Origin of the sequence: Microbacterium sp. ProA8, assembly GCF_039905635.1 — a bacterium.
Classification (GTDB): Bacteria; Actinomycetota; Actinomycetes; order Actinomycetales; family Microbacteriaceae; genus Microbacterium; species Microbacterium chionoecetis.
Genome location: NZ_CP157000.1, coordinates 1,273,321 through 1,288,475, shown reverse-complemented (window position 1 = coordinate 1,288,475; position 15,155 = coordinate 1,273,321). Strand labels below are relative to the sequence as shown.

The following is a 15,155-nucleotide window of genomic DNA, read 5'->3' as shown; positions in this document are numbered from 1 at the left end:
GGGACTGACCCAGCCTAGGCGGTGATGCGTTCCAGGACGAGAGGAGCGGCAGCCGGCGCCTGGGCGCCGATCCGCAGCGCGCCGTCGACCGCCTCGAGCGCACGCTCGAAGCGCGAGTCATCCTCGCCGAGCAGGGTGAACAGCGGCTGTCCGACCGCCACCTCGTCGCCCGGCTTGACGTGGAGGTCGATGCCGGCGGCGTGCAGCACGGGATCCTGCGCCCGCGCACGCCCGGCGCCCAGACGCCATGCGGCGATGCCGAACGGCAGCGCCTCCATGCCGGTCACGTATCCGGCCTGCGCGGCGGTGACCGTGTGGGTCTCGTTCGGGGCCGGGAGGGCGGCATCCGGGTCGCCGTCCTGTGCGCGGATCATGGCGCGCCAGGCGTCCATGGCACGGCCGTCCTGCAGTGCCGCCTCGACGTCCGCGTCGGGCTGCCCGGCGAGCGCGAGCATCTCACGTGCGAGCGCGACCGTCAGTTCGACCACGTCGGCGGGGCCGCCGCCGGCGAGCACCTCGACCGATTCGCGGACCTCGTTCGCGTTGCCGATGGCGAGACCGAGCGGGGTGTTCATGTCGGTGAGGAGCGCGGTCGTCGCCACGCCCGAGTCGGTGCCGAGCGCCACCATCGTGCGCGCCAGTTCGCGCGCCTTGTCGACGTCGCGCATGAACGCACCGGAGCCGAACTTCACGTCGAGGACGAGCGAGTCGGTTCCCTCGGCGATCTTCTTCGACATGATGCTCGACGCGATGAGCGGGATCGCCTCGACGGTGCCGGTGACGTCGCGCAGGGCGTACAGCTTCTTGTCGGCGGGCGCGAGCCCGGACCCCGCGGCGCAGATGACCGCGCCGACGTCGCGCAGCTGCGCGAACATCTCGTCGTTCGACAGCGCCGCGCGCCACCCGGGAATGGACTCGAGCTTGTCGAGCGTGCCGCCGGTGTGGCCGAGCCCGCGGCCCGAGAGCTGCGGCACCGCGACGCCGAACGAGGCGACCAGCGGGGCCAGCGGCAGCGTGATCTTGTCGCCGACGCCGCCCGTGGAGTGCTTGTCGACCGTCGGCTTGCCGAGGCCTGCGAAGCCCATACGCTCCCCGGAACGGATCATCGCGTCGGTCATGACGCGGATCTCGTCACGCGCCATGCCGTTGAGCAGCACCGCCATCGCGAACGCCGCCATCTGCGAATCCGCGACGTAGCCGCGGGTGTAGGCGTCGACCATCCAGCGCAGCGCCTGCTCGGGCACCGCACCGCCGTCACGCTTGGCTCGGATGACATCCACCGCGTCGAACGGCTCCACGGCGTTGAGCGGCTCCGCCGCGGCATCCGTCATCGCGCCGCCTCCTCGAGGTCGCGGGGCCCGAACGCGTCGGGGAGCACCTCATCGATCGTGCGGATGCCCGACACGGTCTCGAGCAGCATGCCCGGCATCGCGAACTCGTTGAGCAGCTGCCGGCAGCGGCCGCACGGCATGATCGTGTCGCCGTGGCCGTTGACGCACACGAAGGCCACCAGGCCTCCCCCGCCCGACATCTGGAGTTCGCTGACCAGGCCGCACTCGGCGCACAGTCCCACGCCGTACGACGCGTTCTCGACGTTGCAGCCGGTGACGATGCGGCCGTCGGTCACGAGCGCGGCCGCGCCCACCTTGTAGCGCGAGTAGGGCGCATAGGCGCGCTGCATGGCCTCGGTCGCCGCGGCGCGCAGCTCGTCCCAGTCGATATCGGTCACTTCAGGACTCCGTTCACGGTGAGGGAAAGCGTCACAGGGGTCCGCCGCCGTTCCGTCGAGCCCGTCGGGGCAAGCGCCCGACTGCGCCGGTATCCGGAGGGTCGGCGACGGCGGGTCCGGATGCCGCGGCTCGGCATCCGTCCCTCGTCAGGGTCTCGGCGGGCATGGTCAGCCCTTGATATAGGGCTTGCCGGCCGCCGCAGGGCCGCGGATCTGGCCTGCGAAACCGGCGACGGCGATGATCGTCACGACGTAGGGCAGCATCAGCATGAACTCGCTGGGGATCGGCGTCCGCAGCACGGTCAGCAGGTTCTGCAGGTTCGTGGCGAAGCCGAAGAGCAGGGCGGCGAGCGTCGCCCGGATCGGATCCCATCGACCGAAGATCACAGCCGCCAAGGCGATGAAGCCCAGGCCCGCGGTCATCTCCTTGGTGAACTGCCCCACCGATACGAGCGTGAAGTAGGCGCCGCCGATGCCGGCGATCGCGCCGGCGAGCGAGACGTTCCAGAAGCGGCTCGTGTTGACCTTGATGCCCACGGTGTCGGCTGCCTGCGGGTGCTCGCCGACGGCGCGGAGGCGCAGGCCCCAGCGCGTGCGGTACAGCCCCCACGCGACCAGCGCCACGGTGACGTACATGAGGTAGACGATGAAGGTCTGATTGAAGAGCACCGGGCCGATGATGGGGATCTCGCTGAGGACGGGGATCTCCCAACGGGTGAAGCGCACCGGCCGGTTCAGCTCCGCCTCGTTCGGAACGAGCAGCGCACCGTAGAGGAACCCGGTGAGACCGGTGACGAGAACGTTGAGCACGACGCCGACGATCACCTGGTCGACGAGGTACTTGATCGAGAACGCCGCCAGGACGAACGCGACCAGCACGCCGCCGATCATCGCGCCGATGAGCCCGACGAAGGGGTTCTGCGTGATGCTCGCCAGGAGTGCGGCACTGAAGGCGCCGAAGAGGAACTGCCCCTCGATCGCCACGTTGACGACGCCGACCCGCTCGCCGATGACACCGCCCAGCGCACCGAAGATGAGGGGCACCGAGAGCGAGAGCGAACCGAACAGCAGCCCGGTGACCGGCACCAGACCGCCCGCCGAAGCCCACACAAGGAACGCGAAGATGGCGAGGAAGCCGAACACGATCGGCAGCCAGATCCCGGTGCGGCGGTACGAGATCGCGTCCCAGAACGCCCACAGCGTGAGCAGGACCAGCAGCGCGACCACGATCCAGCAGGTCAGCGCGGTCGGAACGCTCACGTTGGGCAGTGCGATCGACGATCCGGGGTCGCCGAGGCGGAACGTGCTGACGCCGTCACGCGGAACCAGGAGGAACAGCAGGGCGACCAGCGCCGTCGCGATCGCGAGGGTGACGGGCAGCTTGAAGTGGCGCACCTTCACGGTGGCGAGCTGGATCGTTCCGCCGGCGGCCGGCGCGGGAGCGAGCGTGGTCATGCGGACACCGCCTTCTTCGCGGCCTTGGCTCTCGCCTTGGCGGCCTTCTCGGCATCGGTCTTCGGCAGGAAGAAGATCGTGCGGATGAGCGGCGGGGCCGCGATGAACAGCACGATGAGCGACTGCACAACGAGCACGATGTCGACCGGGATGCCCTGCGACGCCTGCATCGTGAACGAGCCCGCCTTGAGCGCGCCGAACAGGATGCCGGCTGCGAACACGCCCCATGCCCTGCTGCGGCCGAGGAGCGCCACCGTGATGGCGTCGAAGCCGATGCCGGCGTCGATGAGGCCGTCGAAGCCGGTGGTCACCGACCCCTGGATCTGATTCATGCCGGCGAGGCCCGCCAGGCCTCCGGCGAACAGCATCGCGTAGATGTACATCCGCTGCACCGAGATGCCCGATGCCCGGGCTGCGTGCGGGTTCTCGCCCACCGCCCGCAGGCGGAAGCCGAGGCTCGAGCGCTCGACCAGCCACCACACGAACACGGTGGCGCCGATCACGATGATGAAGCCCCAATCCAGCAGCGGGAAGCGGGGCCCGAGAAGCTCGGGGAACTGGGCGTTGGCGGGGGTGCCTTCGGAGATCGGCTGATCGCCGGCGGGACGCTGCAGGATGCCGGGGGTGCGCACCATCCACGTCACGAGGTAGAACGCGACGTAGTTGAGCATGATCGTGAGGATCACCTCGTGCGCGCCGGTGCGGGCTTTCAGCACACCGACGATGCCACCCCAGATCGCACCGCCCGCGATACCCGCGGCGAGCGTCAGCGGCAGCTGGAGGAAGATCGGCAGGTTCAGGTTGAACGTCAGGAGCGCCGCGGTCGCGCACGCGATCAGGATCTGACCGCGGCCACCGATGTTGAAGAGGCCCACGCGGAAGGCGAGCGCGACACCCAGCCCGGCCGCGATGAGCGGCGCGGCGAATCCGAGCGTGTTCGTGAGCGGCCGGATCTGCGTGGCGAAGTCGTTGGCGCGGGGGTTGAAGACGGCACCGCGGAACATCGCCTCGTAGCCGCCGTACACCGCGCTCCAGATGGCGCCGAAGGTGTCGCCGGGGCGGGCGAAGAAGTAGCCCGAGGCTTCCTGGACGTCTTCGTCGGTGAGCGCCATGAGGATGCCGCCGACGATCATCGCCACGACGATCGCGAGGACCGTCGTGACCCAGTTGCTGCGCAGGAGGTCCTTGATGAAGACGTTCTGCCGCGGTGGCGGCGGCACCTCGCCGTCGACGGCGCCGGGCGCGTCGGGGGTGGGCGCGGGGACGTCCGGTGAGCCTGTGAGGGGCCCCGAGACGCTCGGGAGCTGCTCGGGTGGCAGGCCCTTCAGCGGTTCGCCGCTCGCGGCGGGGATCTGACCGCTCACGCGACCGCCTCCTCTGGCTTCTCGCCGGCCATCATGAGGCCGAGAACGTCACGGGGGGTGTCGCCGGGGACGATGCCCACGATCGCGCCGCGGTACATCACGACGATGCGGTCGGCGAGGGCGGCGACCTCGTCCAGCTCGGTGGAGACGACGACGACGGGGATGCCGGCATCCCGCGTCTCGACGATGCGCTTGTGGATGAACTCGATCGAGCCGACGTCGACGCCGCGTGTGGGCTGCGCGGCGACGAGCAGCTTGAGCTCGCGGCTCATCTCGCGCGCGATGACGACCTTCTGCTGGTTGCCGCCCGACAGCGTGCCGGCCGGGACGTCGGGGCCCTGCGTCCGGATGTCGTACTCGGTGATGCGCGCCTTGGCGAAGTCGTCGAGCACGCCGCGGCGGATCGTTCCGCCGGAGACGAACGCGGAGTCGCCGGAGCGGTCGAGGATGAGGTTCTCGGCCACCGAGAAGGTGCCGACGAGGCCGTCCTCGGTGCGGTCCTCGGGGACGAACCCGACGCCTTCGTCGAGGATGCCGCGCACGCTCTTGCCCACGAGCTCGATCCCGTCGAGCTCGATGGAGCCGCTGACCCGGTCCGCCAGTCCGACCATCGCCTCGATCAGCTCGGTCTGGCCGTTGCCCTGGACTCCTGCGACCGCCAGGATCTCACCCGGGCGGACATCGAAGCTCACGTCGTCGACGACCACTGTGCCGTTCGTGGTCACGACACGCAGGTCACGCACCTCGAGGCCGCCCGCCCCGGGATTCGGCGGGCCTTTGTGCACGGTCAGCTCGACGGCGCGTCCGACCATGAGAGAGGCCAGCTCCGCGTTGGACGCGGTGGGTGCGGCCTCGCCGACGACCTTGCCGAGGCGGATGACCGTGATGCGGTCCGCGACGGCGCGGACCTCGCGCAGCTTGTGGGTGATGAAGACGATCGACGTGCCCTCGTCGCGCAGCTGGCGCATGATGGCCATGAGCTCGTCGGTCTCCTGAGGCGTCAGCACGGCGGTGGGCTCGTCGAACACGAGCACTTTCGCGTCGCGCGAGAGCGCCTTGATGATCTCCACGCGCTGCTGCACCCCGACGGGAAGGTCTCCGACGACCGCGTCGGGGTCGACCTCGAAGCCGAACCGGTCGGCGACGTCGCGCACGTGCTGACGCGCCTTGGCGAGGTCGAGGGCGCCGAGCGCTTTGGTGTCTTCATGCCCGAGCATGACGTTCTCGGCGACGGTGAAGACGGGGATGAGCATGAAGTGCTGATGCACCATGCCGATGCCCGCGTTCATGGCGTCACCGGGTCCGCGGAAGTGCTGGACGTCGTCGTCCAGGAGGATCTCCCCCTCGTCGGCCTGGTACAGGCCGTAGAGCACGTTCATGAGCGTGGACTTGCCGGCGCCGTTCTCCCCGAGAAGGGCGTGGATCTCACCGGGCTGGACCACGAGATCGATGTGGTCGTTCGCGACGAGAGACCCGAAACGCTTCGTGATGCCACGGAGCTCGAGCTTCATAACTGCACCTTATATATATCCAGGAGGCCGCGGCAGAAATATCCGGGGCGGCGGCGCCGCCCATCCCATCGGCCGCGGCTCATCGGCATCACCGCGCCGGACGAACGCGGGCCGGGTGGAGTTTCGTCCACCCGGCCGCGTCCTGTCGTCGTGCTGCCGTTACGGCGAGCTGGGCGAGGTGACCTCGAGCTCGCCCGAGATGATCTGCTCGCGCAGCGCGTCGAGCTCGTCGGTCAGGCCCTCCGGCAGCTCCGCCTCGAAGGAGCCGAAGCCGGACAGGCCGACGCCCTCGTTCTCGAGCGTGCCGATGTACGGCGTGACGTCGAACTCGCCGGTCGAGGCCTCCAGGGTGGCCTGGTAGACGGCCTCGTCGATGCGCTTCATGATCGAGACGAGCACCATGTCGGCGACCGACGGGTCGGCCGCGGCGAGGTCGGAGTCGACGCCGAGCATGACGGTGCCGGTGCCGCCGTCGGTGATCGCGTCACGCGCGCTCTGGTAGATCGGGCCGCCGACGGGCAGGATCACGTCGACACCCTGGTCGAGGATGCCCTGCGCGGTCTGCTTCGCGGTGTCGTTCGCCTGGAAGCCACCGGTCATCGAGCCCTGCTGCGCCGCGACGTCCCACCCGTAGGTCTCGACGGTGCCGCCCTTGTCTTCGTTGTACTTCTCGACGCCGTCGACGAAGCCGTCCATGAAGATGGTGACCGGCGGGATCGGGATGCCGCCGAACGTGCCGACCTTGTTGACGCCGGCCTGCGCCGACCACGCGGCCGCGGCGTAGCCGCCGAGGTACGCGGCCTGGACCGTGTCGAACATGAGCGGCTTGATGTTGGGGGCGTCGGTCTCGCCGTCGCCGATGTCCTTGCCGTCGTCGTCCTTGGCGCCGGTGTTGTCGGCCCAGTCGTCGATGATCGCGTAGTTCACGTCGGGGTTCGCGTTCGCAGAGGCGATCGTGTCGGCCGAGAGCTTGAAGCCGACCGAGACGATGAACGTGCAGCCTTCGGCGATCAGGTTCTCGAGGTTGGGCGCGTAGTCGTTGGCCGAGCTGGACTCCACCTCGATCGGTTCGACGCCGAGCTCCTCGGCCGCGCGCTCCATGCCCTCGAGGGCCGACTGGTTGAACGACTTGTCGTTGAACCCGCCGTCGTCCGAGACGAGACAGGGCGTGAAGCCGTCGACGACGTTGCCGGCGTCACCGGTCGGATCCGTCTCCTCCGGAGCGGAGCCGCAGCCCGCGAGTGCGATCAGCAGGCCCGCGGCGGCTGTGACGCCGATGAGCTTCTTGGTGCGTGAGATGGTCAACTCAGCCTCCACTACGTTCGCCCGCGTCCTTCACGGGGACTGGACAAAGTTACCTACTGTGACGGCGCGGTTGCCTGCTCCAGGGGGCCCTGTGCGCGAAAGGTTACAAAGACGCAATCTGCGGCGCGATGAGAAGTCGATGAGGAAAACGGATGCCGCCGCCGCGGCATCCGTCAGAGCACCTCGCCGCGCCCGCTCAGCTTGAGCGCGTCGACGACGCCCTTCACCCGCTGGGCGTGCTCGCTCGTGGTCACGAGGAGCGCGTCCTCGGTGTCGACCACGACGATGTCGCGCACGCCGATCAGGCTGATGACGCGCCGCGTCTGGCTGACCACGATGCCGCTGGCGGCGTCGGACAGGATGCGGGCGTTCTCGCCGAGGATCGCCAGATCGTTCATGCGGCCGTGCGAGTTGAGCTTGGCGAGGCTCGCGAAGTCGCCCACGTCGTCCCAGTCGAAATGGCCCGGGATGACAGCGAGGCGACCCTTCGCGGCCGCGGGCTCGGCGACGGCGTAGTCGATCGCGATCTTCTTGAGCGTCGGCCACACCTGGTCCACGACCGGCCCGCGCTCCTCGCGGTCGTCCCACGCCTCGGCGAGCTCCATGAGCCCGGCGTAGAGCTCCGGCTCGTTCTCGGCGATCTCGGCGAGCAGCACGTCGGCGCGGGAGATGAACATGCCCGCGTTCCACAGGTAGTTGCGGTCGGCGAAGTACTCCTTCGCGGTGTCGAGATCCGGCTTCTCCACGAAGCTCTGGACGAGAGCCGCCTCGGGCGCTCCTTCCACAGACAGCGCGTCGCTCTTCTTGATGTAGCCGAATCCGACGGACGGCTCGGACGGCTGGATGCCGATGGTGCAGATGTATCCCTGGCGCGCCGTCGCGACCGCCTGGTTCACGGCCCACTCGAACAGCTGCGGCACGCGGATGACGTGGTCTGCGGCGAACGAGCCGATGATGACGTCGGGCTCGCGTCGCGAGAGGATCGCGGCGGCCAGGCCGATCGCCGCCGTCGAGTCGCGCGGCTCGGACTCGAGGAAGACGTTCTTGTCGGCGATGCCGGGCAGCTCCCGCTCGACCGCTCCGCGGTGCGCGCGCCCGGTGACCACGGCGATGCGGTCGGTGCCGGCGAGGGGTGCCAGGCGGTCCCACGTGTCGCGGAGCAGCGTCTGCCCCGACCCGGTGAGGTCGTGGAGGAACTTCGGTGCGTCGGCACGCGACAGCGGCCAGAGTCGGCTGCCGATGCCGCCGGCGGGGATCACGGCGTAGAAGTCGTCGATGGGTCCTGACATGCTGTCGAGGCTACCCGCAGATCCTCCGTGCGACGACGGCGGGGCGCCTCGCGCCCCGCCATCGTCGCGCCTGGATCAGCCGCGCCGCGGGGAGGTGCCCGGTGTGGCGTCGGTCAGCGACTGGAGCATCGCGTCGAAGGCGGGCTTCGGGGTGAAGTCGTCCTCGAAGATCGTCGCCCAGCCCTCACCCGGGAAGACGTCGGGGACCCAGGAGTTCGCGTCCGGGAAGCCCCACACCGTGAAGGACGAGCACGCCGGCACGTTGAGGCACGCCTCGAGCATCGCGTCGTAGCGCTCGGCCTGCACCGCCACCTGCTCGGGCGTCGGCCCCGTCTCGCCGGCCTGCAGCGGGATGCGCACGTCCGCCTCGGTCACGGCGACCTTCAGGCCGAGTGCCGCGAAGCGCTCGAAGTTCGCCTGGATGGAGGTGTCGAAGCCGTACAGGAGGCTGAGGTGGCCCTGGGCGCCGAAGCCGCCCAGCGGGACGCCGTCGGCCAGCATCCGCTGCGCCAGCGCGTAGTAGGCGTCCGTCTTCTCGTTGATGCCCTCCGCGTTGTAGTCGTTGAGGAACAGCACCGCGTCGGGGTCGGCTTCGTGCGCCCAGCGGAACGCGTCTTCGATGAGCGCGATGGGGTCGTCGGCGCACGCCCGCAGGAACGGATTGGCCTCGGTGCGCAGACGCACGCCGCCGTTGTCCCACGTGTCCTGGAAGATCTCGTTCGCGACGTCCCACTCGTAGATCTGGCCCTTGAAGTGGCCCACCACGGTGCGGATGTGGTCCTCGAGCACGGCACGTGCCTGGTCGCACGTCCATGTCTGGCTCGCCGCGGTGACCCACGCCGGGTTCTGGCTGTGCCAGAGCAGCGTGTGACCGCGCACCTGCTGGTGGTTCGCCTCGGCGAAGGCGACGAGCGCATCGGCGGAGGTGAAGTCGTACACGTCCGGAGCCGGGTGAACGGCATCCCATTTCATGTCGTTCTCGGGCGTGAGAGACGAGAACTGCGCGCTGAGCACCTGCTGGTACTCCGTGGGGGCGGAGCGGTCGTACTCGATGAGGTCGCGCTGGCCCCAGACCGCGCTGCCGATGGCGAGGTCGCGCGGCGCCTGGTTGCGGAGGGCGTCCTTGTCGGCGTTGCTGATTCCGGGCGGGGCGGCACCGGCCGCGGTCGCGCCCCACAGGGGCAGCACGAGGGCGGCGGCGGCGGTGGCCACCAGAAGTGATCGGATCGATCGGCGCATGGGAACTCCTGACATCGTTGTCGGCACATGTGAGCCGCCTGTGCGGCACATATGTTCTTGCGTGCAACAAACGCTAGGCGGGGCTTCCGGCAAGGGCAAAAGGTTTCGGAGCGTTTTCCACCATGGGCGCCGCAGCAGCCGAGATCTCTCGATGTCGAGAGAAGTTAGGCCCGCCTAATCACCCATGCCCGCGCGACGGGAATAGGATGGTCGCAGCGCCCGCGTGACGCCGACGGCCCGAAGCGCACTTGTTCCGGGCCCACTTCGGGGGACGTCCTCAGCAGTCGAGGCCGGCCCCACCGTGTTTCGATCCAAGGAGGACGGCCGTGTCTGCACCAGCACGCGTCACACCGTCGGTATCCGAGACCACCTCCCGAGTTCCCCGCGGCACCCTGTACCGCGGAAACGAAGGCATGTGGTCGTGGGTGCTGCACCGCATCACCGGCGTCGCGATCTTCTTCTTCCTGCTGGTCCACATCCTCGACACCGCTCTCATCCGGGTCTCCCCCGAGGCGTACGACGCGGTGATCGGCACCTACAAGAACTGGGTGATGGCCCTCGGCGAGGTCGCCCTCGTCGGCGCCATCGCGTACCACGCCTACAACGGCCTGCGCATCATCCTGGTCGACTTCTGGTCGTGGGCCACGCGGCACCAGCGCCAGCTGTGGTGGGGCGTCCTGGGCCTGTGGGTCGTGACGATGCTGGGCTTCGCGCCGCGCCACCTCATGCTCGCGTTCGCTCCGGGAGGAGGCCACTGATGACCGCCATCGCCGAACCCCGCGCCCCGCACGCCCCCGCCCGGCGCAAGGGCCCCAACCTCGAGAAGTGGGGCTGGATCTACATGCGCGCCTCCGGCGTGCTGCTCGTCGTCCTCATCTTCGGCCACCTCTTCGTCAACCTCATGCTCGGCGAGGGCATCCACGGCATCGACTTCGCCTTCGTCGCCGGAAAGTTCGCCACGCCGTTCTGGCAGTGGTGGGACGTGCTGATGCTGTGGCTCGCACTGATCCACGGCGCCAACGGCATGCGCACGATCGTCAACGACTACGTCACCCACCCGACGACGCGCCGCGTGCTGGTGTGGGCCCTCTGGCTCGCCGCGGCGTTCCTCATCGTGCTCGGCACGCTGGTCGTCTTCACCTTCGACCCCTGCCTCGGCTTCGACGCCGAGACCGCGTCCGACCTCATCGTCAGCATCTGCGCCTAGCGTTCGGGCGCGTCCCCCGAGCATCGACCACCGAAAGCATCCAGCGTGAGCACTGAGACCCCTGCCGGCACCGAGAGCATTGCAAGCTACGTCAAGGATGGCGTCCACTACCACCAGTTCGACATCGTCATCGTGGGCGCCGGCGGCGCCGGCATGCGGGCGGCCATCGAGGCCGGCCCCGGAGCACGGACGGCGGTCATCTCGAAGCTGTACCCCACCCGCTCGCACACGGGTGCTGCCCAGGGCGGCATGGCGGCGGCATTGGCCAACGTCGAAGAGGACTCGTGGGAGTGGCACACCTTCGACACCGTCAAGGGCGGCGACTACCTCGTCGACCAGGATGCCGCCGAGATCCTCGCCAGAGAGGCCATCGACGCGGTCATCGACCTCGAGAACATGGGCCTGCCGTTCAACCGCACGCCCGAGGGCAAGATCGATCAGCGCCGCTTCGGCGGCCACACCGCCGATCACGGCAAGACTCCCGTGCGCCGCGCGTGCTACGCCGCCGACCGCACCGGTCACATGATTCTGCAGACGCTCTTCCAGAACTGCGTGAAGCTCGGCATCAACTTCTTCAACGAGTTCTACGTGCTCGACCTCATCACGGTGGGCGAAGGCAAGGACCAGCAGATCGCGGGCGTCGTCGCCTACGAGCTCGCCACCGGCGAGCTGCACGTCTTCCAGTCCAAGGCCGTGATCTTCGCGACCGGCGGCTTCGGCAAGATCTTCAAGACCACCTCCAACGCGCACACCCTCACCGGTGACGGCGTGGGCATCATCTGGCGCAAGGGCCTGCCGCTGGAAGACATGGAGTTCTTCCAGTTCCACCCGACCGGCCTGGCCGGGCTCGGCATCCTTCTCACCGAAGGCGCCCGCGGCGAAGGCGCGATCCTGCGCAACGCCTCGGGCGAGCGCTTCATGGAGCGCTACGCGCCGACCATCAAAGACCTGGCGCCGCGCGACATCGTCAGCCGCTGCATGGTGCAGGAGGTCGCCGAAGGCCGCGGCGCCGGCCCGCACCGCGACTACGTGCTGCTGGACTGCACGCACCTGGGCGCCGAGGTGCTCGAGACCAAGCTCCCCGACATCACCGAGTTCGCGCGCACGTACCTGGGCGTCGACCCGGTGGTCGAGCCGGTGCCCGTCATGCCGACCGCGCACTACGCGATGGGCGGCATCCCGACCAACAACGACGCGCAGGTGCTGAGCGACAACACGACCGTCGTGCCGGGCCTGTACGCCGCCGGCGAGTGCGCGTGCGTCTCGGTGCACGGCTCGAACCGCCTCGGCACCAACTCGCTGCTCGACATCAACGTGTTCGGCAAGCGCGCCGGGCGCAATGCCGTCGAGTACGTCAAGACCGCCGACTTCGTCGCGCTGCCCGATGACCCGGCCGCCGAGGTGCGCACCCTCATCGAGGGCCTGCGCAACAACCAGGGCACCGAGCGCATCGCCGTGCTGCGCAAGACGCTGCAGGACGAGATGGACCGCAAGGCCCAGGTGTTCCGCACCGACGAGTCGCTGAGCGAGGTGCTCGAGGTCATCTCCGAGCTGCGCGAGCGCTTCAAGAACGTGCACGTCGACGACAAGGGCAAGCGGTTCAACACCGACCTGCTCGAGGCCGTCGAGCTCGGGTTCCTCCTCGACATCGCCGAGGTCGTGGTCGTGACCGCGAAGAACCGCAAGGAGAGCCGTGGCGGTCATATGCGCGACGACTACTCCACGCGCGACGACGAGAACTACATGAAGCACACCATGGCGTACCTGTCGGGCGACCCCGGGTCCTCGCATTCGGAGGACCACATCCGCCTCGACTGGAAACCCGTCGTCTTCACGAAGAACGAGGCGGGCGAATTGCGCTACCCACCGTTGGAGAGGAAGTACTGATGTCGACCTCGGTCACCGACGTCATCGAGCGCACCGACGCCGACGCACCCGTCCGCGCGGAGGAGTCCGCGAACGACACCGGCATCCAATCGTTCCTGGTCACCTTCATCATCCGCCGGTTCAACCCGGAGGTCGACGAAGAGCCGCGCTGGGTCGACTACGACGTCGAGCTGTACTCGACCGACCGCGTGCTGGACGCCCTGCACAAGATCAAGTGGGAGGTCGACGGGTCGCTGACGTTCCGCCGCTCGTGCGCCCACGGCATCTGCGGGTCCGATGCGATGCGCATCAACGGCCGCAACCGGCTCGCCTGCAAGACGCTCATCAAGGATCTCGACATCTCGCAGCCGATCTACGTCGAGGCGATCAAGGGCCTGCCGCTCGAGAAGGACCTCGTCGTCGACATGGAGCCCTTCTTCGCGTCGTACCGCGAGGTGCAGCCCTTCCTCATCGCGAGCTCGAAGCCCGAGCCCGGCAAGGAGCGCGTCCAGTCGATCGTCGACCGCGAGGTCTTCGACGACACCACGAAGTGCATCCTGTGCGCAGCGTGCACGTCGTCGTGCCCCGTGTTCTGGACCGACGGCCAGTACTTCGGCCCTGCCGCGATCGTCAACGCGCACCGCTTCATCTTCGACTCGCGCGACGACGCGGGCGACGTGCGCCTCGACATCCTCAACGACAAGGAGGGCGTGTGGCGCTGCCGCACCACCTTCAACTGCACCGAGGCGTGCCCCCGCGGCATCGAGGTGACGAAGGCGATCGCCGAGGTCAAGCAGGCGGTCCTGCGCGGACGCGCGTAAGCACCTCGACAGCTTTCACAGACGGATGCCGCATCGCAGCGCGATGCGGCATCCGTCTGTCGATAGTGTGACTTCCGTGAGTGAACGGGACGACTCCGACGGCCGAGGCCCCACTCGCGCTCAGGGCCACGAGGTGGCCCGGGATCAGGCGGATGCCGCACAGCGGGAGGAGGAGTCTCTCCGCGCCCGCTGGGAGGCGACGCAGGAGGGCCTGCGGGAGCGCTTCGACCAGCCCATCAGCAGGGCGACCGCGATCACCCAGCGCACCCTCGCGTGGTTCCCGGTGCGGGTGTGGCGTCACTTCCTGCAGCACAACGGGTTCCTGCTCGCCGCGGGCGTGAGCTACCAGGCGCTGTTCGCGACGTTCGCCGCGATCTACGTGGCATTCGCGATCACCGGGCTGTGGCTGGGCGGAAGCTCGGAGGCCGTCGCCGGGCTCATCAGCCTCATCAACAGCTACATCCCGGGCCTGATCAGCGAAGACGGGCTGTTCACCCCCGCGCAGGTCACCGAGGTCGCGACGAGCAATGCCGGCGTGCTCGGCGTCACCGGCATCATCGCCCTCGGCACCCTCATCTGGACGGCCATCGGCTTCGTGACCTTCACGCGCCGCGCGGTGCGCGACATCTTCGGCCTGCCACCCGACCTGCGCAGCTACTTCTACCTCAAGGCGCGCGATCTCATCGGCGCGGGAGTCTTCGCGCTCGCCCTCGTGGTCGGATTCGCCGCGACGACGCTCGGCACATGGGCGCTGAACTGGCTGTTCTCCTTGCTCGGGTGGAGCAATGCGTCGCGCTGGGTGGGAGTCACCACCAGCGTCGGATCCATCCTGATCTCGTTCGTGATCTTCAGCGCGGCGCTCGCCGGGCTGATCCGGTACCTCACGGGTACCCAACTGCCGTGGCGGCGCATCTGGCCGGGTGCCCTCCTCGGCGGCGGAGCGATCACCGTGCTGCAGCTGTTCACCGGCTGGCTGTTCGTCTACACGCCGACCAACGCGCTGCTGGCCACTTTCGCGATCTTCGTCGGCCTCCTGCTCTGGTTCCGCATCATCGGCATCATCATGCTCGTCGCGGCCGCATGGGTCGCGGTCGCGGCGAAGGACGACGAGGTCCCGCTGCTCCCCCAGACCGAGGCCGACCGGCTCGCGGAGGAGCATGCCGCGCTGCTGGTGGCCGCCCGGGTGCGCCTGCGCACCGCGCGCGAGGCGCGCGAGACCGCGCCGTGGTACCGCCTGTTCGCCGCGGACCGTGCGGTTCGTGCCGCAGAGCAGGAGCTGGCGCAGGTCGAGGCCGCCACTCCCCCGGCACGCAAGAAGAAGGCCGGCAGCCTGTTCGAATGAGTGTCGGCGGTGGCGGATAGTCTTGCC

The 15,155-nt window shown here is 68.8% G+C and carries 13 protein-coding genes; 5 read left to right on the top strand and 8 right to left on the bottom strand.

Features of this window, described 5'->3' with window-relative positions; genetic code table 11:
* Positions 1 to 14: 14 nt before the first annotated feature.
* The 8 genes from ABG085_RS05410 to ABG085_RS05375 all read right to left on the bottom strand — a co-directional run bounded on the left by ABG085_RS05410 (position 15) and on the right by ABG085_RS05375 (position 9,892).
* A complete protein-coding gene (locus ABG085_RS05410) occupies positions 15 to 1,331 on the bottom strand; it encodes a thymidine phosphorylase (RefSeq protein ID WP_347978401.1) in 1,317 nt (438 codons plus the stop codon).
* The gene (locus tag ABG085_RS05405; RefSeq protein WP_347978400.1) at positions 1,328 to 1,729 is read right to left on the bottom strand and encodes a cytidine deaminase; all 402 of its coding nucleotides are present in this window, start codon (positions 1,727 to 1,729) and stop codon (positions 1,328 to 1,330) included. The genes ABG085_RS05410 and ABG085_RS05405 overlap by 4 nt, the downstream gene beginning before the upstream one ends.
* A gap of 168 nt (positions 1,730 to 1,897) precedes the next feature.
* Positions 1,898 to 3,184, bottom strand: a complete 1,287-nt coding sequence (locus tag ABG085_RS05400) for an ABC transporter permease (RefSeq protein ID WP_347978399.1) — start codon at positions 3,182 to 3,184, stop codon at positions 1,898 to 1,900.
* Complete coding sequence (locus ABG085_RS05395; RefSeq protein WP_347978398.1) at positions 3,181 to 4,548, bottom strand: ABC transporter permease; 1,368 nt, start codon at positions 4,546 to 4,548, stop codon at positions 3,181 to 3,183. The genes ABG085_RS05400 and ABG085_RS05395 overlap by 4 nt, the downstream gene beginning before the upstream one ends.
* On the bottom strand, positions 4,545 to 6,059 hold the full coding sequence (locus tag ABG085_RS05390) for an ABC transporter ATP-binding protein (protein ID WP_347978397.1): 1,515 nt from the start codon (positions 6,057 to 6,059) through the stop codon (positions 4,545 to 4,547). The genes ABG085_RS05395 and ABG085_RS05390 overlap by 4 nt, the downstream gene beginning before the upstream one ends.
* Positions 6,060 to 6,218: 159 nt before the next feature.
* The gene (locus tag ABG085_RS05385; protein WP_347978396.1) at positions 6,219 to 7,364 is read right to left on the bottom strand and encodes a BMP family ABC transporter substrate-binding protein; all 1,146 of its coding nucleotides are present in this window, start codon (positions 7,362 to 7,364) and stop codon (positions 6,219 to 6,221) included.
* 173 nt (positions 7,365 to 7,537) lie between these two features.
* A complete protein-coding gene (locus ABG085_RS05380) occupies positions 7,538 to 8,653 on the bottom strand; it encodes a mannose-1-phosphate guanylyltransferase (RefSeq protein ID WP_347978395.1) in 1,116 nt (371 codons plus the stop codon).
* Between the two features lie 75 nt (positions 8,654 to 8,728).
* A complete protein-coding gene (locus ABG085_RS05375) occupies positions 8,729 to 9,892 on the bottom strand; it encodes an endo-1,4-beta-xylanase (RefSeq protein ID WP_347978394.1) in 1,164 nt (387 codons plus the stop codon).
* A 326-nt stretch (positions 9,893 to 10,218) separates the two neighbouring features.
* On the opposite strand from ABG085_RS05375, the gene sdhC reads away from it, so the two are divergent.
* The 5 genes from sdhC (at position 10,219) to ABG085_RS05350 (ending at position 15,128) form a co-directional block, all read left to right on the top strand.
* The gene (gene sdhC, locus ABG085_RS05370; protein WP_163620584.1) at positions 10,219 to 10,650 is read left to right on the top strand and encodes a succinate dehydrogenase, cytochrome b556 subunit; all 432 of its coding nucleotides are present in this window, start codon (positions 10,219 to 10,221) and stop codon (positions 10,648 to 10,650) included.
* On the top strand, positions 10,650 to 11,099 hold the full coding sequence (locus tag ABG085_RS05365) for a succinate dehydrogenase hydrophobic membrane anchor subunit (protein WP_347978393.1): 450 nt from the start codon (positions 10,650 to 10,652) through the stop codon (positions 11,097 to 11,099). The genes sdhC and ABG085_RS05365 overlap by 1 nt, the downstream gene beginning before the upstream one ends.
* 45 nt (positions 11,100 to 11,144) lie before the next feature.
* Positions 11,145 to 12,986: a succinate dehydrogenase flavoprotein subunit gene (gene sdhA, locus ABG085_RS05360; protein ID WP_347978392.1), complete on the top strand. Its 1,842-nt coding sequence runs from the start codon at positions 11,145 to 11,147 to the stop codon at positions 12,984 to 12,986.
* Positions 12,986 to 13,786: a succinate dehydrogenase iron-sulfur subunit gene (locus ABG085_RS05355; protein WP_347978391.1), complete on the top strand. Its 801-nt coding sequence runs from the start codon at positions 12,986 to 12,988 to the stop codon at positions 13,784 to 13,786. Before sdhA ends, ABG085_RS05355 begins: the two co-directional genes overlap by 1 nt.
* Positions 13,787 to 13,862: 76 nt before the next feature.
* Positions 13,863 to 15,128 carry a YhjD/YihY/BrkB family envelope integrity protein gene (locus ABG085_RS05350; protein ID WP_347978390.1) on the top strand — a complete coding sequence of 422 codons (1,266 nt, stop codon included), beginning with the start codon at positions 13,863 to 13,865 and terminating at the stop codon, positions 15,126 to 15,128.
* Positions 15,129 to 15,155: the final 27 nt, after the last annotated feature.